The following is a 21,307-nucleotide window of genomic DNA, read 5'->3' on the forward strand; positions in this document are numbered from 1 at the left end:
GTCCAGCCCGGCAGGGCCCGCGTAACACAGACGTACGCAGCAGGGCCGTCCTCACTCTCCGGGAGAACGCCGCAATATGGCTGTGACCACACGTCACGACATCCGCAATGTCGCCATCGTCGCCCACGTCGACCACGGCAAGACGACCATCGTCGACGGCATGCTGAAGCAGGCCGGTGCCTTCGCCGCGCACCAGCTCGACTCCGTCGACGACCGCATGATGGACTCGAACGACCTGGAGCGTGAGAAGGGCATCACGATCCTCGCCAAGAACACGGCGGTCAAGTACCACCCGAAGGACGGCGGGGAGCCCATCACGATCAACATCATCGACACCCCCGGCCACGCCGACTTCGGCGGCGAGGTCGAGCGCGGTCTGTCGATGGTCGACGGTGTCGTGCTGCTCGTCGACGCCTCCGAGGGCCCGCTGCCGCAGACCCGCTTCGTGCTGCGCAAGGCGCTCCAGCAGCGGCTGCCGATCATCCTGTGCATCAACAAGACGGACCGCCCGGACTCCCGGATCGACGAGGTCGTCAACGAGACCTACGACCTGTTCCTGGACCTGGACGCCGACGAGGACCAGATCGAGTTCCCGATCGTCTACGCCTGCGGCCGTGACGGCGTCGCCTCGCTGACCAAGCCCGCCGACGGCACCGTCCCGAGCGACTCCACCAGCCTGGAGCCGTTCTTCTCGACGATCCTGGAGCACATCCCCGCGCCGACGTTCGACGACGCCGCCCCGCTCCAGGCCCACGTCACCAACCTCGACGCCGACAACTTCCTCGGCCGTATCGCGCTGCTCCGCGTCCACCAGGGCGAGCTGAAGAAGGGGCAGACCGTCGCCTGGATGAAGCGCGACGGCTCCGTCACCAACGTGCGCATCTCCGAGCTGATGATGACCGAGGCGCTCACCCGCAAGCCGGCCGAGAAGGCGGGCCCCGGTGACATCTGCGCCGTCGCCGGTATCCCCGACATCATGATCGGCGAGACGCTGGCCGACGTGGAGAACCCGGTCGCGCTGCCGCTCATCACGGTCGACGAGCCCGCGATCTCCATGGTCATCGGCACCAACACCTCCCCGCTGGTCGGCCGCGGCGGCACCGGCAAGGGCGCGGACGCCAAGGCGGCCGTGAAGGACCGCAAGGTCACCGCCCGCCAGGTCAAGGACCGCCTCGACCGCGAGCTGATCGGTAACGTCTCGCTGCGCGTGCTGGACACCGAGCGCCCCGACGCCTGGGAGGTGCAGGGCCGCGGTGAGCTGGCGCTGGCCATCCTGGTCGAGCAGATGCGCCGCGAGGGTTTCGAGCTGACCATCGGCAAGCCGCAGGTGGTCACCAAGGAGATCGACGGCAAGACGTACGAGCCGGTCGAGCGCATGACGATCGACGTGCCCGAGGAGCACATGGGTGCCGTCACGCAGCTCATGGGCGTCCGCAAGGGCCGGATGGACAACATGTCCAACCACGGCTCGGGCTGGGTCCGCATGGAGTTCGTGGTGCCCTCGCGCGGTCTCATCGGCTTCCGTACCGAGTTCCTCACGCAGACCCGCGGCACGGGCATCGGGCACTCCATCCACGAGGGCTTCGAGCCCTGGTTCGGCACCCTGCAGACCCGCAACAACGGCTCGCTCGTCGCGGACCGCTCCGGTGCCGTCACCGCGTTCGCGATGACGAACCTTCAGGAGCGCGGTGTGCTCTTCGTGGAGCCCGGCACCGAGGTGTACGAGGGCATGATCGTCGGTGAGAACTCCCGCGCCGACGACATGGACGTCAACATCACCAAGGAGAAGAAGCTGACGAACATGCGGTCCTCGACCGCTGACGTCGCCGAGTCCATCGTCCCGCCCCGCAAGCTCTCGCTGGAGCAGTCCCTGGAGTTCTGCCGGGACGACGAGTGCGTCGAGGTGACCCCGGAGGCCGTGCGCATCCGCAAGGTCAACCTGGACGCCCGCGAGCGCGCCCGCGCCGCCAGCCGCGCCAAGCACGGCTGACAGACCGTCACCCGCGGTCCCCGAGGCCCCGGTCCACCGCACAGCGGCGGGCCGGGCCCGAGGTGTGCCCGCATCCGGGGAAAACCGGTGGCGCCCAGGCTGTCTGTGTGCCGTGAAGCACTGTTCGCATATCGGTGTTCCAGCGATCAAGTTTCGGACATGTAAACAAAAATCCTTCACCGAATGTCCGGTTCGCCGGTTTCTCGTCTCACCTGTCAAGCGCGACCAGGTGTCAATCTTTGCAATTTTTGCTCAAAATATGGACGGTAGGGAGATCCCTATGTCTTCCGCCCTTGACGCGCGTTGACTCACTTGGCGAAAGTTCCCCCAAAACGCAGAACCCGCCGGTAGTCGGATCTGTGCTGCGCTCAACTCTCCAACCCCCCGGGGGAAGAACACACATGACCAGTCCAACCAAGGCCGAGGGCTCCGGGCCCGCGGTCGCTTTGGACCCCGAACTGGCGGCGACGACCGAGACCGTCCAGGTCAAGGAACTCGTCGGTCGCTCCCCCGGCCAGCTGATGTGGATCCGCTTCAAGCGGGACCGCGCAGGAGTGACATCCGCCTGCATCGTCCTCTTCTTCATCGTGATCGGCCTGCTCGCGCCGGTCATCTCGAAGCTCTACGGCAAGGACCCGTACACGGTCTACGCCGACGAGCGCCCCGAGCTCTTCGACAGCGCGGGCGTTCCGCTTCAGCCCAACGGCGGCATCAGCGGCGAGTTCTGGTTCGGCCTGGAGCCGGGCAACGGCTACGACGTCTTCACCAAGCTGCTCTACGGCATCAGGAACTCGCTCGGCATCTCCCTCGCGGTCACCATCGCCACCGTGCTCACCGGCGTCCTCCTGGGCGTCGCCGCGGGTTACCTCGGCGGTAAGGTCGACTTCGCCATCAGCCGGGTCGTCGACTTCCTGCTCGCCTTCCCGTCGCAGCTCTTCTTCATCGCGAGCATGCCGGTCGTGGTCTCGCTCTTCGTGGACCCCAAGGACGAGACGCCGGTCTACGTCCGGGTGGTCGCGTTGATCGCGGTGCAGTGGTTCCTCGGTTGGATGAGTCTTGCCCGTATCCTGCGCGGCACCACGCTCTCTCTCGCCGGGCGCGAGTTCATCGAAGCGGCCAAGGTGAGCGGGGCGTCCCCCTGGCGGATCATCCGCAAGGAGATCCTCCCCAACGTCGTCACGCCGATCCTGGTGCAGTCGACGTACATGCTTCCCGCCTTCGTCACGGCGGAAGCAGGTCTTTCGTTCCTCGGTGTGGGGATCGTCGAGCCGACGCCGGACTGGGGACAGATGTTCTCCAAGGCGTCGACCGAACTCGTGATGCAGAACGACATCACCTACATGTTCTTCCCGGGTATCTCCATGATCATCTTCATCGTGGCGTTCAACCTGCTCGGGGACTCGGTCCGTGACGCCTTCGACCCGAAGACGGCTCGCTGACCGGGACTGAATGGGCATCCTCGCCCGAACCAGCCGGGGCGGCAGCGTCGCGGTATCGGCTGGCACTTCATTTCATCGCACTTGTGACAGATAGATGGGTGGGAACCAAGTGATGGGTAAGGGTGGACGCCACGCGTACGCCGCCATCTCCTTGCTCGCGGCCGGAGCCCTTGCGCTCACGGGTTGCAGCGAAGGCGGCAGCAAGGAAGGCACCAGCAACAACAAGGACAAGGAGAACGCCGAGCGCCAGCAGTCCAGCATCGACTTCGGCGACGCCAAGGCCTCGATGGGCCCGGCCGCCGACGTGCCTGGTGCCAAGCCCGGCGGGACGGTGACGGTCCTTCAGAGGGACAGCTACGCCCACCTCGACCCGGCCCAGATCTACGTTTCCGACGAGGGCTCGCTGTCCTCGATCCTCCACCGCGGTCTCACCGGCTACAAGGCGACCAGCGACGACGGCTCGAAGCACGAGGTCGTCGGCGACCTGGCCACCGACAGCGGTACGACCACCGACGGCGGCAAGACCTGGAAGTTCACGCTCAAGGACGGCGTCAAGTGGGCCGACGGCTCCGAGATAACGTCGAAGGACGTGCGCCACACCTTCGAGCGGCTCTTCGCCCCGTTCGTCACCAACGGCCCGACCTACATCCAGCAGTGGCTCGCCAACACCCCGGGTGCGGCGTACCGCAAGCTCCTGAAGGACGGCCCGTACAAGGGCAAGCACCTGCCGGACAGCATCCTTGAGACGCCGGACGACAAGACCATCGTCTTCAAGTTCAAGGAGGCGAAGCCGGACCTGCCCTACGCCCTCGCCATGGCGGGCTACGGCATCGTGTCCGAGAAGAAGGACACGAAGCAGAAGTACGACAAGGCCCCGATGACGGCCGGCCCGTACAAGATCAAGGACTTCAAGTCCGGCAAGTCCATGACGCTGGTCAAGAACGAGAACTGGGACCCGAAGACGGACCCGATCCGTCACCAGTACGTCGACCAGTTCAACTTCGTCTTCAACAAGCAGTACGAGGACTCCACCAAGGCGCTGCTCGACGACTCGGGCGAGAACGCGACGTCGATCAGCTTCAACAACCAGGTCGACGCGGGCAACCTGTCCAAGGTGCTGTCCGACTCCTCGCTGAAGAGCCGCGTGGTCTCCGGCTACCAGCCGTACGTGGGCCAGATGAACATCAACCTGTCCCAGAAGGCGATGCAGGACAAGAAGGTCCGTGAGGCCATCGCGTACGCGCTGCCCATCACGCCCTTCGTCCGCGCCTACGGTGGTGCGCAGGCCATGGAGGTCGCCGGCGGTCTGATCAGCCCGACCGTCTCCGGCTACAACGCCAACTTCGACCCGTTCGGCAAGAAGAAGAAGCCGGCCGGTGACCCGGAGAAGGCCAGGCAGCTGCTGAAGGAAGCCGGCAAGGAGAACCTGAAGCTCACCTTCGGCTACATCAACACCCCTGAGGGTCAGCAGTACTCGACCGCCATGGCGGCCGGTCTGAAGAAGGCCGGGTTCGACGTCCAGCGCCAGGAGATCCCGGCCGAGACGTACTACGACCAGGTCAGCAAGGTCAAGAACAACTACGACATCTTCCACACCGCGTGGGGTGCCGACTGGCCGAGCGCCTCGACCGTGATCCCGCCGCTGTACGACGGCCGGCAGATCCAGGACGGCGCCTCGAACTACTCGCACATCAACGACAAGAAGGTCAACGCGGACATCGACCGGATCAACAAGATCACGGACCCGGTCAAGGCTGCTGAGGAGTGGAACAAGGTCAACGAGTACATCGTGAAGGACGTGGTCTCCAACGTCCCGACGGCGTACTACAAGCAGACCCAGATCGCCGGTTCGAAGATCGGTGGCCTCGTGTACGACGACGTCCTCGGCGCCGTCGACCCGCGCAGGCTGTTCGTGAAGTAACACCTCCCACCCTCCGGTGCTGAAGGGCGCCCCGTCCCGCGACGGGGCGCCCCGGCCCGCACAGCCTTCCCACGCCCGAAAGCTGCTTTCTGATGCTGCGCTTCATCCTCCGCCGGACTCTCGGCGCCGCCGTGATCCTGGTCCTCCTGACCGTGGTCGCGTTCCTGCTCTTCTTCGGCATGCCACGTGATCCGGCGCTGCTGATGTGCGGCAAGACCTGCACTCCGGACGCGCTGGCCAACATCCACCAGACCCTCGGCATCGACAAGTCGATCCCCGAGCAGTTCTGGATCTTCCTCAGCGGCCTGGTCATGGGCCGCGACGACTTCTCGCAGGGCCCCTGCCCCGCACCCTGCTTCGGCTACTCGTACCACACCAACGAGAACGTCTGGTCGACCCTCATCGACCGTCTGCCGACCACGGTCTCGCTGGCCGTCGGTGCCGCCGTCCTCTTCCTGCTGGTCGGCCTCGGCGCGGGCCTGATCGCTGCCTGGAAGCGGGGTACGTTCCTCGACAAGGCGTTCACCGCGGGGTCGATGGTGCTGAGCTCCATGCAGATCTACTTCCTCGGCCCGCTCGCCATGGCCATCCTCGTCTTCCAGATGCACCTGATCGACCAGCCGAAGTACACGAACTTCACCGACAACCCCGTCGCCTGGTTCACCGGTCTCATCCTCCCCTGGGCCGTGCTCTCGACGATCTTCGCCGCTCAGTACACTCGTATGGCGCGCTCGTCGATGATCGAACAGCTGCAGGAGGAGCACGTGCGGACGGCCCGCGCCAAGGGCATGTCCCGGGGCTACGTCTTCTTCCGCTACGCCTGGCGCGGTTCCCTCATCCCGATCGTGACGATCTTCGGTATCGACATCGCCGCACTGCTGGGCGGCGCGATCATCACCGAGTTCACCTTCGGTCTGCCGGGCCTCGGCATGCTGGCGGTGGAGTCGGTGAACTTCAGCGACCTGCCCCTGCTGCTCGGTGTGATGCTGTTCTCGGCCGCCATGATCCTTCTGTTCAACATCATCGTCGATGCGTGCTACGCCTTCATCGACCCGCGCGTGCGGCTGTCCTAGGAGCTTTCTGTGACCACTCTGACCAAGGAATCGGGGGCTCCCTCCTCGGCCGACGCCGGGGCCTTTCTCTCCGTGCGCGACCTGCGGGTCCAGTTCAAGACAGAGGACGGCATCGTCAAGGCCGTCGACGGGCTCAGCTTCGATCTGGAGCGGGGGAAGACCCTCGGCATCGTCGGTGAGTCGGGTTCCGGCAAATCGGTGACGAACCTGACCATCCTCGGTCTGCACAACCCGCAGTTCGCCACGATCGACGGTGAGATCCTGCTGGAGGGCCAGGAGCTCGTCACCGCCCGCGAGAACGAGCTGGAGAAGCTCCGCGGCAACAAGATGGCGATGATCTTCCAGGACCCGCTGACGGCGCTCTCGCCGTACTACACGGTGGGCCGGCAGCTGTCCGAGCCGTACATGAAGCACACGGGAGCCTCCAAGAAGGAGGCACGGGACCGGGCCGTCCAGATGCTGGAGAAGGTCGGTATCCCGCAGCCCAAGGTGCGCTTCGACGACTACCCGCACCAGTTCTCCGGCGGTATGCGCCAGCGCGCGATGATCGCCATGGCGCTGATGTGCGACCCCGACCTGCTGATCGCCGACGAACCGACCACCGCGCTGGACGTGACGGTCCAGGCGCAGATCCTCGACCTGCTGAAGGACCTTCAGCAGGAGTTCGGTTCCGCGATCATCTTCATCACCCACGACCTCGGTGTCATCTCGCAGATGGCCGACGATCTGCTGGTGATGTACGCGGGCCGGGCCGTGGAGCGCGGCAGTGTGAAGGAGGTGCTCGGCGATCCGCGGCACCCGTACACTTGGGGCCTGCTCAGCTCGATGCCCCGGCTGGACAGCGACATCCACCAGGCGCTGACGCCCATCCCGGGCAGCCCGCCGTCGCTGCTCAACCCGCCCTCGGGCTGCCCCTTCAACCCGCGCTGCGCCTTCAAGAGCGAGGTGCCGGGCACCCTCTGCACCGACGCGCGGCCGCCGCTCGCCGACGGCCGGGCCGCCGCCTGCCACCTGACGGCCGAGCAGAAGCAGACCATCTTCATCGACCAGATCCAGCCCAGGCTGCGCTAGGGAGAACCGAGACATGAGCGACAACCTCACCCTCCCCGCACAGCAGGGCCCTGTCGACACCGCCAGGGAGACTCTCCTCGAGGTCAAGGGCCTGACCAAGCACTTCCCGATCTACGGTGGGTTCCCCATCAAACGGAAGGTCGGCGCAGTCCAGGCGGTCGACGGTGTCGATCTGACCGTCGGTGTCGGCGAAAGCGTCGGCCTCGTCGGCGAGTCCGGCTGCGGCAAGTCGACCACCGGCCGGCTCATCACGCGTCTGCTGGAGCCCACCGGAGGTTCCGTCACCTACGCCGGCCAGGACATCACGCACGCCTCGCGCAAGCAGCTCGCCCCGGTACGGTCCGAGATCCAAATGATCTTCCAGGACCCGTACTCCTCCCTCAACCCGCGCCAGACGGTCGGCACGATCATCAAGGCGCCGATGGAGGTCAACGGGATCGAGCCGGCGGGCGGTCGGGAGAAGAAGGTCCGTGAGCTGCTGGAGCTCGTGGGCCTCAACCCGGAGCACTACAACCGCTTCCCGCACGAGTTCTCCGGCGGCCAGCGGCAGCGTATCGGCGTGGCCCGGGCCCTCGCGCTGAACCCGAAGCTGATCGTCGCCGACGAGCCGGTCTCGGCGCTGGATGTGTCCATCCAGGCGCAGGTGGTGAACCTGCTGCAGAAGGTGCAGCAGGAGCTGGGCATCGCCTTCGTGTTCATCGCCCACGACCTGGCCATCGTGCGGCACTTCTCGCAGCGTGTCGCTGTGATGTACCTGGGCAAGGTGGTCGAGGTCGGCGACCGCGACTCGATCTACAACCGGCCCCGGCACCCCTACACCCACGCCCTGCTCTCGGCGGTGCCCGAGGTCACGGTGGAGAGCGACGCGAACGCCAAGGAGCGGATCCGCCTCTACGGCGACGTTCCCTCGCCGATCTCGCCGCCGTCCGGTTGCCGTTTCCGTACGCGGTGCTGGAAGGCGCAGGACAAGTGCGCCACGGAGGAGCCGCCTCTGGTGCAGCTCTCCGGGAACCGTGACGGCCATCTGACCGCCTGCCACTTCCCGGAGGAGCCGACGACGGAGGCCCGCGCCGAGGACGTCGTGCTCGATCCGGCGCTGAAGGCGCTGGAGGAGGGTGCCGAGACCGGCCACGTCACGAAGGACTGACGCGAGGCGCCGGACCGGCTCCTGTCGAGTGACCGGGGTGAGGGGCTGGTGGTGAGGATCGACGATCCTCACCACCAGCCCCTCATCGTTGGGGACGTGAGGGCGCGGGGACGTGAGGGCGCCCCCTCCTCGTACGGCCCCCGCAGACGTGCGCCCTGTGTGCTCTCCGCCGATATTGGCCCGTAACGGGACCACTCACGAGGAGGCACTCGATGCGCGGAGCCACGCATGCCAGATGGGCCGCGGGCGCGGTCGCGGTGGCGCTCGCCGCGACCGGCTGCGGCGGTGGGGACGACGGCGGCGGCAGCGGCGGCAGCGGGGACAGCGGCGCGGTGCTCAGCTCCTCCTGGGGTGATCCGCAGAACCCGCTGGAGCCGGCCAACACCAACGAGGTGCAGGGCGGCAAGGTGCTCTCGATGATCTTCCGGGGGCTGAAGCAGTACGACCCGAAGAGCGGCGAGGCCGAGGACATGCTCGCCGAGAAGATCGAGACGTCGGACTCGCAGAACTTCACGATCACCATCAAGGACGGCTGGACCTTCAGCAACGGCGAGAAGGTCACCGCCAAGTCCTTCGTGGACGCGTGGAACTACGGGGCCAGCCTGAAGAACAACCAGAAGAACGCCTACTTCTTCGAGTACATCCAGGGCTACGACAAGACCCACCCGGACGACGGCAGCAAGCAGACCGCCGACACCCTCTCCGGGCTGAAGGTCGTCGACGACAAGACCTTCACCGTCGCGCTGACGCAGAAGTTCTCGACGTTCCCCGACACCCTCGGCTACAACGCCTACGTCCCGCTGCCCCAGTCGTTCTTCACCGACCACGACGCCTGGCTGAGCAAGCCCGTCGGCAACGGCCCGTACACCGTCGACTCCTACACCAAGGGCTCGCAGCTCTCCCTGCGCAAGTGGGACGACTACCCGGGGCAGGACAAGGCCCAGAACGGCGGCGTCGACCTGAAGGTGTACACGGACAACAACACCGCCTACACCGACCTGATGGCCGGCAACCTCGACCTCGTCGACGACGTGCCCGCCGCCCAGCTGAAGAACGTCCAGGCCGACCTCGGCGACCGGTACATCAACACCCCGGCCGGCATCATCCAGACCCTGTCCTTCCCGTTCTACGACAAGGCGTGGAACAAGCCCGGCATGGAGAAGGTCCGCGAGGGCCTGTCCCGCGCGATCAACCGGGAGCAGATCACCGACACCATCTTCCAGAAGACCCGCACCCCCGCCACCGACTGGACCTCACCCGTGCTCGGCGAGGAGGGCGGCTTCAAGGACGGGCTGTGCGGCGACGCCTGCCAGTACGACGCGGACGCGGCCAAGCAGCTGATCAAGGAGGGCGGCGGCCTCCCCGGCGGGCAGGTCAAGATCACGTACAACGCGGACACCGGCTCCCACAAGCAGTGGGTCGACGCCGTCTGCAACTCCATCAACAACGCCCTCGACAACGACAAGGCGTGCGTGGGCAACCCCGTCGGCACCTTCGCCGACTACCGCAACCAGATCACCCAGCGGAAGATGAGCGGCCCCTTCCGCGCGGGCTGGCAGATGGACTACCCGCTCATCCAGAACTTCCTCCAGCCGCTGTACTACACCAACGCCTCCTCCAACGACGGCAAGTGGTCGAACGCCGACTTCGACAAGCTCGTCGACGAGGCCAACGCCGAGGAGGACTCCGCGAAGGCCGTGGAGAAGTTCCAGCAGGCCGAGGAGGTCGTCCGGGACAACATGGCCGCCATCCCGCTCTGGTACCAGAACGGCAGCGCCGGCTACTCGGAGCGGCTGTCCAACGTCTCCCTGAACCCCTTCAGCGTGCCGGTCTACGACCAGATCAAGGTCGGCTGAGCCGTCCGGGCGGGCGCCCCGGCGCCCGCCCACTACCCCCGGAGTCCGCATGGGACGGTATGTGATCCGGCGCCTGCTGCAGATGATCCCGGTCTTCGTGGGCGCCACCCTCCTGATCTTCCTGATGGTGAACGTGATGGGCGACCCCATCGCGGGCCTGTGCGGCGACCGGGAGTGCGACCCGGCCACGGCCGCCCAGCTCCGGAGGGAGTTCGGCCTCGACAAGCCCGTGTGGCAGCAATACCTGACCTACATGGGCAATGTCTTCACCGGCGACTTCGGCACCGCCTTCAACGGGCAGGAGGTCACCGAGCTGATGGCCTCCGCCTTCCCGGTCACCATCCGGCTGACGATCGTCGCGATCCTCTTCGAGATCGTCATCGGCATCACGCTCGGCGTCGTCACCGGCCTGCGGCGCGGCCGGCCCATCGACACCGGTGTCCTGCTGACCACCCTGGTCGTCATCTCGATCCCCACCTTCGTCACCGGTCTGCTGCTCCAGCTGCTGCTCGGTGTGGAGTGGGGCTGGATCCGCCCGTCGGTCTCCTCCGAGGCCCCCTTCGACGAGCTGATCGTCCCCGGACTCGTCCTCGCCTCCGTCTCCCTCGCCTACGTCACCCGGCTGACCCGTACCTCGATCGCGGAGAACGCCCGCGGCGACTACGTCCGCACGGCCGTCGCCAAGGGCCTGCCCCGGCACCGGGTGATCCGCAAGCACCTGCTGCGCAACTCCCTGATCCCGGTGGTCACCTTCATCGGCACGGACATCGGCGCCCTGATGGGCGGCGCCATCGTCACCGAGCGGATCTTCAACATCCACGGCGTCGGCTACCAGCTCTACCAGGGCATCCTCCGCCAGAACACCCAGACCGTCGTCGGCTTCGTGACCGTCCTCGTCCTGGTGTTCCTCCTCGCCAACCTGCTCGTCGACCTCCTCTACGCCGTACTCGACCCGAGGATCCGCTATGCCTGAGCGACAGCGGCCGCATGTGACCGGCGGGGACCGCGCCGCCGAGGACGGAGCGATCGCCGCGACCGGGATGGGCGGCGCGATGGACCTCGCCACCACCGAGGGGGAGACCTTGGAGAAGAGACCGGGGCCGGACGGCGGCGGCTCCGACGGCAAGCCCCGCAGCCTGTGGTCGGACGCCTGGCGGGATCTGCGCCGCAACCCCGTCTTCATCATCTCCGGGCTCGTGATCCTCTTCCTGGTCGTCATCTCCCTGTGGCCGTCGCTGATCGCCTCCGGCAACCCCCTCGAGTGCGACCTCTCCAAGGCCCAGGAGGGATCGCAGCCGGGACACCCCTTCGGCTTCGACGGCCAGGGCTGCGACGTGTACACGCGGACCGTGTACGGGGCGCGGATCTCCATCGCCGTCGGCGTCTGCGCCACGCTCGGGGTCGCGCTCCTCGGGTCGGTGCTCGGCGGGCTCGCCGGCTTCTTCGGCGGGATCTCCGACTCGTTCCTGTCCCGGATCACCGACGTCTTCTTCGCGATCCCGGTGGTGCTGGGCGGTCTGGTGCTGCTGTCGGTGGTGACCAGCAACAGCGTCTGGCCGGTGATCGGGTTCATGGTGCTGCTGGGCTGGCCGCAGATCTCCCGCATCGCCCGCGGCTCCGTCATCACCGCCAAGCAGAACGACTACGTCCAGGCCGCCCGCGCGCTCGGCGCCTCCAACTCCCGGATGCTGCTGCGGCACATCGCCCCGAACGCCGTGGCCCCGGTCATCGTCGTCGCCACCATCGCGCTCGGCACGTACATCGCCCTGGAGGCCACGCTGTCCTACCTCGGCGTGGGCCTGAAGCCGCCCAGCGTCTCCTGGGGCATCGACATCTCCGCCGCCTCGCCCTACATCCGCAACGCCCCGCACGCCCTGCTGTGGCCCTCCGGCGCCCTCGCGATCACCGTCCTGGCGTTCATCATGCTCGGCGACGCGGTCCGCGACGCCCTCGACCCGAAACTGAGGTGAGCCGTCGTCATGCTGCTCGACGTGCGTGATCTGCGGGTGGAGTTCAGGACGCGGGACGGGATCGCCAGGGCCGTCAACGGGGTCGAGTACGCGGTGGACGCGGGGGAGACGCTCGCGGTGCTCGGGGAGTCGGGGTCCGGGAAGTCGGTCACCGCGCAGGCGATCATGGGGATCCTCGACATGCCGCCGGGGCGGATCACCGGCGGCGAGATCCTCTTCAAGGGCCGGGACCTGCTCACGCTCAAGGAGGACGAACGCCGCAAGGTCCGCGGCGCCGAGATGGCGATGATCTTCCAGGACGCGCTCTCCGCCCTCAACCCCGTCCTGAACGTCGGCGACCAGCTCGGCGAGATGTTCGTCGTGCACCGGGGCATGTCGAAGAAGGACGCCCGCGCCAAGGCCGTCGAGCTGATGGACCGGGTCCGCATCCCGGCCGCGAAGGACCGCGTACGGGACTACCCCCACCAGTTCTCCGGCGGTATGCGCCAGCGCATCATGATCGCGATGGCGCTGGCCCTGGAACCGTCCCTGATCATCGCCGACGAACCGACCACGGCACTCGACGTCACCGTCCAGGCCCAGGTCATGGATCTCCTCGCGGAGTTGCGGCGCGAGCTGGACATGGGCCTCATCCTCATCACCCACGACCTCGGCGTCGTCGCGGACGTCGCCGACCGCATCGCCGTCATGTACGCCGGCCGCATCGTGGAGTCCGCCCCCGTCCACGACATCTACAAGGCCCCGGCCCACCCGTACACCCGCGGTCTGCTCGACTCCATCCCGCGCCTGGACCAGAAGGGCCAGGAGCTCTACGCCATCAAGGGCCTCCCGCCCAACCTCACCGCCATCCCGCCCGGTTGTGCCTTCCACCCGCGCTGCCCGATGGCCCGCGACGTGTGCCGCACCGACGTACCCCCGCTGTACGACGTGACCCCGTCGGACGGCCCCCGGGCGAGCGCCTGCCACTTCTGGAGGGAGTGCCTCGATGACCGAGTCGATGACCGAGCCGAAGGCCATGCCGACGGTTGAGCCGATCCTGGAGGTCAGCGGACTGGTCAAGCATTTCCCACTGACCCAGGGCATCCTGTTCAAGAAGCAGGTCGGCGCCGTCAAGGCCGTGGACGGGGTGGACTTCACGCTCGCCCCGGGGGAGACCCTCGGCATCGTCGGCGAGTCCGGCTGCGGCAAGTCGACGGTGGCCAGGATGCTGGTCAACCTGGAGCGGCCGACGGCGGGAACGATCAAGTACAAGGGCGAGGACCTCACCCGGCTCTCCGGCAGGGCCTTGAGGGCGGTCCGACGCAACATCCAGATGGTCTTCCAGGACCCGTACACCTCCCTCAACCCCCGGATGACCGTCGGCGACATCATCGGCGAGCCGTACGACATCCATCCCGAGGTCGCGCCCAAGGGGGACCGGCGGCGCAGGGTGCGGGAACTCCTCGACGTGGTCGGCCTCAACCCCGAGTACGTCAACCGCTATCCGCACCAGTTCTCCGGCGGCCAGCGCCAGCGCATCGGCATCGCCCGCGGACTGGCGCTCCGCCCCGAGATCATCGTGGCCGACGAACCGGTGTCCGCCCTCGACGTGTCCGTCCAGGCCCAGGTGATCAACCTGCTGGAGCGGCTCCAGGGCGAGTTCGGGCTGAGCTACGTCTTCATCGCGCACGACCTGTCGATCGTGCGGCACATCTCCGACCGGGTGGGCGTGATGTACCTGGGCCGGATCGTCGAGATCGGCCGCGACGCCGAGATCTACGACCACCCCACCCACCCCTACACCCAGGCCCTGCTGTCCGCCGTGCCCGTCCCCGACCCCGAGGCCCGGGAACACCGCGAGCGGATCATCCTCTTCGGCGATGTGCCCTCCCCGACGAACATTCCGTCCGGGTGCCGCTTCCGCACCCGCTGCTGGAAGGCCCGGGAGAAGTGCGCCCAGGAGGTGCCCCCGCTCGCGGTACCGGCGGACTTCCGGCACACCACGGGCCCGGCGGCCCATGACTCCGCCTGTCACTTCGCGGAGGAGAAGCAGGTCGTACCGCCGGAGGAACCGCTGGACGATCGGGCCGAGGGGGCCGGATAACCATACAAACGCACACCAACCGCGTTAACACGCAGGCAACTTGGCTGACGTCGTTCCGATATACGGACGGGCGAAGCTGAACAGCGTACGGCCGTGCGGGTGCCGTAAACGGGCCGGGGCGCGCCATGTCGCCCCGGCCCGTTGCCGTGTCCGCTGCCCGCCGGGCTACTCCAGACCCAGCGACCGCTTCAGGAAGTCCACCTGGAGCAGCAGCAGATTCTCCGCCACCTGTTCCTGCGGGGTCATGTGCGTGACCCCGGAGAGCGGCAGCACCTCGTGCGGCCGGCCGGCCGCGAGGAGCGCGGAGGACAGCCGCAGCGCGTGGGCGAAGACGACGTTGTCGTCCGCCGTGCCGTGCACGATCATCAGCGGGCGGTGTGACGGCGCGGGCGAGGAGAGCCCGCCGTCGGTCACCAGCGAACTGCGCGTGTACGCCTCCGGGCTCGCGGCGGGGTCACCGAGGTACCGCTCCGTGTAGTGCGTGTCGTAGAGCCGCCAGTCGGTGACCGGGGCGCCCGCGATGCCGGCGTGGAAGACGTCCGGGCGGCGCAGCACGGCCAGGGCGGCCAGCCAGCCGCCGAACGACCAACCGCGGATCGCCACCCGCGACAGGTCCAGCGGGTGCGACCGGGCGAGGTCCTGCAGCGCGTCCACCTGGTCGTCCAGGGAGAGCGTCAAGTCGCCGTCGATCGCCTTCTCCCACGCGGGGGAGCGGCCCGGCGTGCCCCGCCCGTCGGCGACGACCACCGCGAAACCCTGGTCGGCGAACCACTGCGAGGTGAGGTGCGCGTTGTGCGCCGCCAGCACCCGGGGGCCGTGGGGACCGCCGTAGGGATCCATGAGGACCGGCAGGGGAGTGACGCCGTCGTAGTCCCTCGGCATAAGCAGGGCGCACGGTACGCGGCGTGCGCCCCCCTGTGTGAACCGCACGCGCGGGGACAGACCAGGATTCTCCGCGCAAGTCGCCACGGTGGCCACCTGCTTGCCCTCCCGCAGTACCCGCACCAGGGCTCCCGCCCGGTCCGGCACGGCGGAGACGAGGACCGTCACACCGCCGGAACGCACCGCCGAGTGCACCCCGGGCTCCTCGGAGATCCGCTCCACCCCCAGTTCGTTCACCCGGTAGACGTGCACCTGGCCGATCTCCGGCTCCGCGGCCGCCTCGCCAGCCGACGCCGAGACCAGCACATCGTCGTCGGACACGTCCAGCACCGCCCGGACGTGCAACTGCGGCCCCGTCAACGGGCGTTCGCCCACCGCCAGCACCCGCGCGCCGCCCTCGTCCGCGACACGCACGAGCTGTCCCGACGGACTCCAGGAGGGCACCCCAGGGAAAAGATCAAGCCAATGTGGATCTTCATCGGCATGCACCATCCGGGTCGCCCCGGTGTCCGGGTCCACCGCCAGGAACAGCTGGCTGCGCTGGTCCCGCGCCTGTACGAGGAGCAAGGGCGCACCCGCCGCTGACCAGTGCACATGCGCCAGATACGGGTAGCGCGCCCGGTCCCACACGACCTCCGTCCGGGTCCCGGAGAGGTCGATCACGAAGAGCCGGACCTCCGCGTTGCAGGTGCCGGCCGCCGGATACGCCACACGCCGCGGATCCCTGCCCGGCTCCGCGGGGTCCGAGATCCACCACCGGCGCACCGGCGTGTCGTCCACGCGCGCCACGAGGAGCCGGTCCGACTCCGGCGACCACCAGAAACCACGTGAACGGCCCATCTCCTCGGCCGCGATGAACTCCGCCAGACCGTGGGTGACGTTCTCCGTCCCCTCCTCGGTGAGCGCCCGGTCGTCGCCGCCCTCCGCCCCCACCACCCGCAGCGTGCCGCGGGCGACGTACGCGACGTACCGGCCGTCGGGGGAGGGGCGCGGGTCGATCACCGGCCCGGGGACGTCGAGTCCACGCGCCGTACCGGCTCGCAACTCCGCCACGAAAAGCCGCCCTGACAAGGCGAAAGACGCCAACTCCACGGCCGCGTCGGTGGCATAGCCGACGATTCCGGCGCCCCCCTCACGGCTGCGCTCGCGCCGCGCCCGCTCCTCGGCCGACAGCTCCTCGGAGGACCCGTGCAGCAGCGTCCGCGGGTCGGCCGCCACCCTCTCCCGGCCCCCGGTCGCGGGCACTCCCGTCCCGCCCTGCCCGCCACCGCCGTCCGGAAGGTCCAGTACCCACAGCTTGTTGGCCCGGTCGGTACCGGACGAGGAACGCAGGAACACGACACGGGAACCATCGGGAGCGACGGAGAACGCGCGCGGCGCGCCGAGACTGAAACGCTGTGTCCGGGCGTGCCGACGGGGGAAGGACTCGGGCTCGGTCGTCATGCCCCGACCATATTGGCCATGCGCCCCCTTGTGCGGCCGTGCGCCGATCGATGCGCGCGTTTGGATAGTTATGATCACTACCGCTGAGTGGGTATGAACCTGCTGGCCGCTGTACGGATTCACAACTGCGTCACCCGCGTCATCGTCCGACGACGTCCTCACCGTCGCCGTTCGACAACTGCTTCACTCCCCAGGTCCCAGGGAACTTTTTGGAGGTGAGCCGCCGTGGCACTCTCGATTTCGGCGGTGGTGCTGCTGGCGATCATCGTCTTCATCCTGATCAAGAAGTCAGGGCTGAAGGCACCACACGCGATCATCTGCATCCTGCTCGGGTTCTACCTCGCCTCCTCGACCATCGCGCCGACGATCAGCGAGCTGACCACCAACATCGCGGGCATGATCGGCAGCATCAAGTTCTGAGACCGCGGACCGCCCCGGGCCCGCCCTCGCGCCCGTTCCCGTGAACACCCGCGCCCCGCGCGGCCACGGACCGGGCGCCTCGTAGGGTGGGCCCATGACCGATCTGCCCGCTCGCCGACTGCTCCTGGTGCACGCGCACCCGGACGACGAGTCGATCAACAACGGCGCGACCATGGCCAAGTACGCGGCCGAGGGAGCGCGGGTGACGCTGGTGACCTGCACCCTCGGCGAGGAGGGCGAGGTCATCCCGCCCCACCTCGCCCATCTCGCGCCCGACCGCGACGACGCCCTGGGCCCCTACCGGGTGGGCGAGCTGGCCGAGGCCATGAAGGAACTCGGCGTCACCGACCACCGCTTCCTCGGCGGCCCGGGCCGCTACCGCGACTCCGGGATGATGGGCGTCGAGCAGAACCAGCGGCCCGGCGCCTTCTGGTCCGCCGACGTCGACGAGGCCGCCGCCCACCTCGTGGAGATCATCCGCGAGGTGCGCCCCCAGGTCCTGGTGACCTACGACCCGGACGGCGGCTACGGCCACCCCGACCACATCCAGGCCCACCGCGTCGCCATGCGCGCCGCCGACCTGGCCGCCGACCCCGGCTTCCGCCCCGACCTGGGCGCCCCCTGGGAGATCGCCAAGGTCTACTGGAACCGGGTGCCGCGCGGTGTGGTCGCCGAGGGCTTCGCCCGGCTCCACCGCGATCTCGCCGAACCCGGACGGCTCCCGTTCGAGCGGGCCGCCGCCGTCACCGACGTGCCGGGAGTGGTGGACGACCACATCGTCACCACCGAGATCGACGGCACCGGCTTCGCGGCGGCGAAGGCCGCCGCGATGCGCGCCCACGCCACCCAGATCGAGGTCGCCGAACCCTACTTCGCCCTCTCCAACGAGCTGGCACAGCCCCTCCTCACCACGGAGTACTACGAGTTGGTGCGCGGCGGACGCGAAGGCGGCGGCCGGGAGAGCGACTTGTTCGCAGGGATCGGCGGCAGGTCTTTCGAGGAAGTCCAGAACGGAACGGGCCTGTGATGCGTACGACTGTGTATGACGAACGAGTGGCGTCTCCGCGCGACGGCCGAGAGGTGGTCGCGCGATGAAGCCGACCCAGCCGCCCACGGGCGGACAAGGCAGCATGCTCGCCCAGCCGTTGAGCCTGCCCTCGCTCCCGCGGATCGCCGCCTACCTGGGCCTCTTCCTGCTGGGAGCCGTGACCGGCGTGGCCGGCGGGCTCGCCCAAGCGGCCTGGTTCCCCCTCGGATTGCTGCTGGCGCTGATCGCCGCCGCCGGGCTCTTCCTGGGCGGGGCCCTGGTGACGGGCGGCAGGGCGGGGGCCGTTGCGCCGGCCGCCGGCTGGATGATCTCCGTGGTGCTGCTGACCTCCACCCGGCCGGAGGGCGACTTCCTCTTCGCCGCGGGAGTCGGCTCGTATCTCTTCCTGCTCGGCGGCATGGCTGTGGCTGTGATGTGCGCCACCCTTGGGTGGGGGCGGCAACCGGCCGGGTCGGACGCCCGACTTGGGAAGTGACGTACCACTTCGCCGCGGTCGGGGGGTGCGGGTCCCGTGTGGGTTTCCCACGCGGTCGTGGGATACGCGCCGGAAGTGGCCAGTATGGTGGTGCGCGCCGCCGAGCTGCCCGCTGAGTTGAGGTCGTGACGGGCGGCGGAGCAAACCGGGAGAACCTGCCTTGAGTCGTGAAACTGACACTTCGTCCTCCGGGGCCAATGGGCGCGGCAGCACCGCGTACCCGTCGGGGACACCGCCGTACGGCACACCCATGGCCACCGAGGCCGGTGCCGACGCGGCCCGGTCGGCCGCAGGCGAGCGGCCGGACGGCCCCAAGACCGAGACCACACTGACGACGCGGGTCCGGATCAACATCCCCGGGTCCCGGCCCATCCCGCCGGTCGTCGTGCGCAAGCCGGTCGGTGACGGCGAGAGCGCGGCGGACGACGCCGGCTCCGAGTCGGAGACCACCGGCACCACGGCCATGCCCGTGCTGACGGACACCCCGGCGCCCGCGCCGGAGCCGGCCCCGGCGGCCGACGACAAGCCGACGAGCGACTGGTTCGCGCCACGCAAGAGCGCACCCGCGCCGAAGGGCCCGAGCGGCGGCGGCAGCAACGGCGCGGGATTCTCCGCCGGCGCGGCGGCCGTGGCCGGCGGCCCGGCCCCCCGCCCCGGCGCCGGCAACGGCGCGGGCCGGCCTGCCGGCACCCCCGGCCCCGCCCAGCCCGGCGGCGGTCCCCGCCCCGGCGCGAGCGGCGCCCCCCGACCCGGCGGCACGAACGGCGCCGGGCTCCCCGGTGCCACCGGCGCCGGACCGGTGGCTCCCGGCCACGGCGGCGGCACCGGCTCCTTCGACGTGTCGGCCGCGCTCGCCGCCGCCACGTCCGACCGCGAGGACCTGCCGTACTTCTCGGACAACGGCACCGGTCGCGGCCCTTCCGCGCCGGGCGGCCCGTCCGGTCCCACCGGCGGCCCGGTCACCGGTGACAGCCCCCTCGGCCCGCCCGCGGACCCGAACGACCCGTTCGGCCCGGCCGCCGACTTCACCTCCCCGGTCGGCGCGGACTACGCCCGCCCCGGCGGCGGACTCAGCGACGACACCGCGGTCCTCACCCCGCAGCGTCCCGTCGACGGGTCCGGTGCCCCCGGCTACGGCGGCCCCGGCCCCCTGGACAACCCGTCCGGGCACACCCTGACCAGCGGCATCCCCGTCGTGCCCCCGGGCGCGCAGGGCGCCCCCTTCGGCCCGGGCAGCGGCGACGGCGCGACCCGGCACACCCCGCCGAAGCTGCCCGACCCCGGCGCCCAGCAGCAGAAGCCCGCCGGGGGCAAGGCCCCGAAGGCCGCGAAGCCGGCCAAGAAGAAGGGCCGCAGCAAGCTCGCGCTCCTCGGCGGCGGCGTGGTCGTCCTCGCCGGCGGTGTCTACGGCGCCGGTCTCCTCATGAACCACTCCGACGTCCCCAAGGGCACCACCGTCCTCGGCGTCGACATCGGCGGCGGCACCCGAGACGAGGCCGTCAACAAGCTGGACAAGGCCTTCGGCGACTACACGAACAAGGAGCTGAAGCTCACGGTCGACGGTGGGACGGTCACGCTCCGCCCGGACCAGGCCGGACTGCAGTTCGACATGCAGGACACGGTCCGCGTCGCCGCCGTCAGCGACTACAACCCGGTCTCCGTGATCGGCTCCCTCTTCGGGCAGAAGCGGGTCGTCGAGCCCGTCATGCCGGTAGACGCGGAGAAGCTCCGGGCCGCGCTGGAGCGCGCCGCGGGCAGCTCCGGCTCGGCGAGCGACGGCACGGTGAAGTACGAGCCGGGCAAGGCCGTCGCCGTCTACGGCAAGGCCGGCAAGGGCCTCGCCGTAGACCAGTCCTCCGAGGCCGTCGAGAAGGCGTACCGCACGCAGATCGAGACCGGTACGACGCCCGCCGTGAGCCTGCCGACCACCGCCAAGGAGCCGTCGGTCGACAAGGCCGAGGTCGACCGGTTCATGAAGGAGTTCGCGCAGCCCGCGATGTCCGGCATCGTGACCGTGCAGACGGACGCCGCGCACGCCGTCCGGCTGAGCCCCGAGAACTCCCTGTGGAAGTTCCTCACCGTCAAGGCCGTCGACGGCAAGCTCGTCGACTCCTACAACGAGAAGGCCCTGGAGGAGCTCTACGGCGGCACCTTCGACGGCGTCCTGATCACCCGGGCCAACGGCGCGAAGACCCCGGTCAACGCCAAGGACGTCTACGGCGCCCTCCGCCTGGCCCTGAAGAGCAAGACCGACCGGGTCGCCGTGATCGACACGAACCCGACCTGACGGAGCCCGCGAGGCAGGGGGCACCCGGCGACCCCGGGCGCCCCCTGCCTGTGTGTCACCCCTGCCGGTATGACTCCTGCCATGCGGCCACAGGACCGCCGGCACTGCCGCCGCGACGCCGTACGCCGCGGTCCTGACCGGCGAACGGGGCATCGACCCCAGACCCTGCACCTCTCCCACGCCAGCCGGGGGCAGCCACCCA

16 protein-coding genes are annotated in these 21,307 nt (G+C 68.9%); 15 read left to right on the forward strand and 1 reads right to left on the reverse strand.

All coding sequences use genetic code 11. The features are described 5' to 3' along the window. Nucleotides 1-82: 82 nt before the first annotated feature. The 11 genes from typA to ACZ4Z2_RS10880 all read left to right on the forward strand — a co-directional run bounded on the left by typA (nucleotide 83) and on the right by ACZ4Z2_RS10880 (nucleotide 14,550). Nucleotides 83-1,990 (forward strand): translational GTPase TypA, encoded by a 1,908-nt coding sequence (gene typA, locus ACZ4Z2_RS10830; protein ID WP_468074695.1) that lies wholly within the window; start codon nucleotides 83-85, stop codon nucleotides 1,988-1,990. Nucleotides 1,991-2,391: 401 nt separating this feature from the next. Continuing rightward, entirely contained in the window at nucleotides 2,392-3,429 is a 1,038-nt protein-coding gene (locus ACZ4Z2_RS10835; RefSeq protein WP_468074498.1) for an ABC transporter permease, read from the forward strand. A 112-nt stretch (nucleotides 3,430-3,541) separates the two neighbouring features. After that, nucleotides 3,542-5,350 (forward strand): ABC transporter substrate-binding protein, encoded by a 1,809-nt coding sequence (locus tag ACZ4Z2_RS10840; RefSeq protein WP_468074500.1) that lies wholly within the window; start codon nucleotides 3,542-3,544, stop codon nucleotides 5,348-5,350. 92 nt (nucleotides 5,351-5,442) lie between these two features. Then, nucleotides 5,443-6,423, forward strand: a complete 981-nt coding sequence (locus ACZ4Z2_RS10845; RefSeq protein WP_468074502.1) for an ABC transporter permease — start codon at nucleotides 5,443-5,445, stop codon at nucleotides 6,421-6,423. 9 nt (nucleotides 6,424-6,432) lie between these two features. After that, entirely contained in the window at nucleotides 6,433-7,494 is a 1,062-nt protein-coding gene (locus tag ACZ4Z2_RS10850) for an ABC transporter ATP-binding protein (RefSeq protein ID WP_468074504.1), read from the forward strand. A 13-nt stretch (nucleotides 7,495-7,507) separates the two neighbouring features. Beyond that, nucleotides 7,508-8,641 (forward strand): ABC transporter ATP-binding protein, encoded by a 1,134-nt coding sequence (locus ACZ4Z2_RS10855; protein WP_468074506.1) that lies wholly within the window; start codon nucleotides 7,508-7,510, stop codon nucleotides 8,639-8,641. A gap of 212 nt (nucleotides 8,642-8,853) precedes the next feature. After that, complete coding sequence (locus ACZ4Z2_RS10860) at nucleotides 8,854-10,497, forward strand: peptide ABC transporter substrate-binding protein (protein ID WP_468074508.1); 1,644 nt, start codon at nucleotides 8,854-8,856, stop codon at nucleotides 10,495-10,497. Between the two features lie 49 nt (nucleotides 10,498-10,546). Further along, a complete protein-coding gene (locus tag ACZ4Z2_RS10865) occupies nucleotides 10,547-11,470 on the forward strand; it encodes an ABC transporter permease (RefSeq protein WP_468074510.1) in 924 nt (307 codons plus the stop codon). Next, nucleotides 11,463-12,467: an ABC transporter permease gene (locus tag ACZ4Z2_RS10870; RefSeq protein WP_468074511.1), complete on the forward strand. Its 1,005-nt coding sequence runs from the start codon at nucleotides 11,463-11,465 to the stop codon at nucleotides 12,465-12,467. The genes ACZ4Z2_RS10865 and ACZ4Z2_RS10870 overlap by 8 nt, the downstream gene beginning before the upstream one ends. 9 nt (nucleotides 12,468-12,476) lie before the next feature. After that, entirely contained in the window at nucleotides 12,477-13,496 is a 1,020-nt protein-coding gene (locus ACZ4Z2_RS10875) for an ABC transporter ATP-binding protein (RefSeq protein ID WP_468074513.1), read from the forward strand. Continuing rightward, a complete protein-coding gene (locus ACZ4Z2_RS10880) occupies nucleotides 13,453-14,550 on the forward strand; it encodes an ABC transporter ATP-binding protein (RefSeq protein WP_468074514.1) in 1,098 nt (365 codons plus the stop codon). Before ACZ4Z2_RS10875 ends, ACZ4Z2_RS10880 begins: the two co-directional genes overlap by 44 nt. A gap of 165 nt (nucleotides 14,551-14,715) precedes the next feature. Here ACZ4Z2_RS10880 and ACZ4Z2_RS10885 read toward each other — a convergent pair whose 3' ends face one another. Further along, nucleotides 14,716-16,875 (reverse strand): S9 family peptidase, encoded by a 2,160-nt coding sequence (locus ACZ4Z2_RS10885; protein WP_468074515.1) that lies wholly within the window; start codon nucleotides 16,873-16,875, stop codon nucleotides 14,716-14,718. 225 nt (nucleotides 16,876-17,100) lie between these two features. On the opposite strand from ACZ4Z2_RS10885, the gene ACZ4Z2_RS10890 reads away from it, so the two are divergent. The 4 genes from ACZ4Z2_RS10890 to ACZ4Z2_RS10905 all read left to right on the forward strand — a co-directional run bounded on the left by ACZ4Z2_RS10890 (nucleotide 17,101) and on the right by ACZ4Z2_RS10905 (nucleotide 21,105). Next, the gene (locus ACZ4Z2_RS10890) at nucleotides 17,101-17,295 is read left to right on the forward strand and encodes a hypothetical protein (RefSeq protein WP_005480627.1); all 195 of its coding nucleotides are present in this window, start codon (nucleotides 17,101-17,103) and stop codon (nucleotides 17,293-17,295) included. A gap of 94 nt (nucleotides 17,296-17,389) precedes the next feature. After that, nucleotides 17,390-18,322 (forward strand): N-acetyl-1-D-myo-inositol-2-amino-2-deoxy-alpha-D-glucopyranoside deacetylase, encoded by a 933-nt coding sequence (gene mshB / locus ACZ4Z2_RS10895; protein ID WP_468074517.1) that lies wholly within the window; start codon nucleotides 17,390-17,392, stop codon nucleotides 18,320-18,322. Nucleotides 18,323-18,386: 64 nt separating this feature from the next. Beyond that, on the forward strand, nucleotides 18,387-18,818 hold the full coding sequence (locus ACZ4Z2_RS10900; RefSeq protein WP_468074519.1) for a DUF6113 family protein: 432 nt from the start codon (nucleotides 18,387-18,389) through the stop codon (nucleotides 18,816-18,818). A gap of 160 nt (nucleotides 18,819-18,978) precedes the next feature. Beyond that, a complete protein-coding gene (locus ACZ4Z2_RS10905; RefSeq protein ID WP_468074521.1) occupies nucleotides 18,979-21,105 on the forward strand; it encodes a hypothetical protein in 2,127 nt (708 codons plus the stop codon). Nucleotides 21,106-21,307 lie beyond the last annotated feature (202 nt).

The organism is Streptomyces sp. NPDC030183, assembly GCF_055573455.1.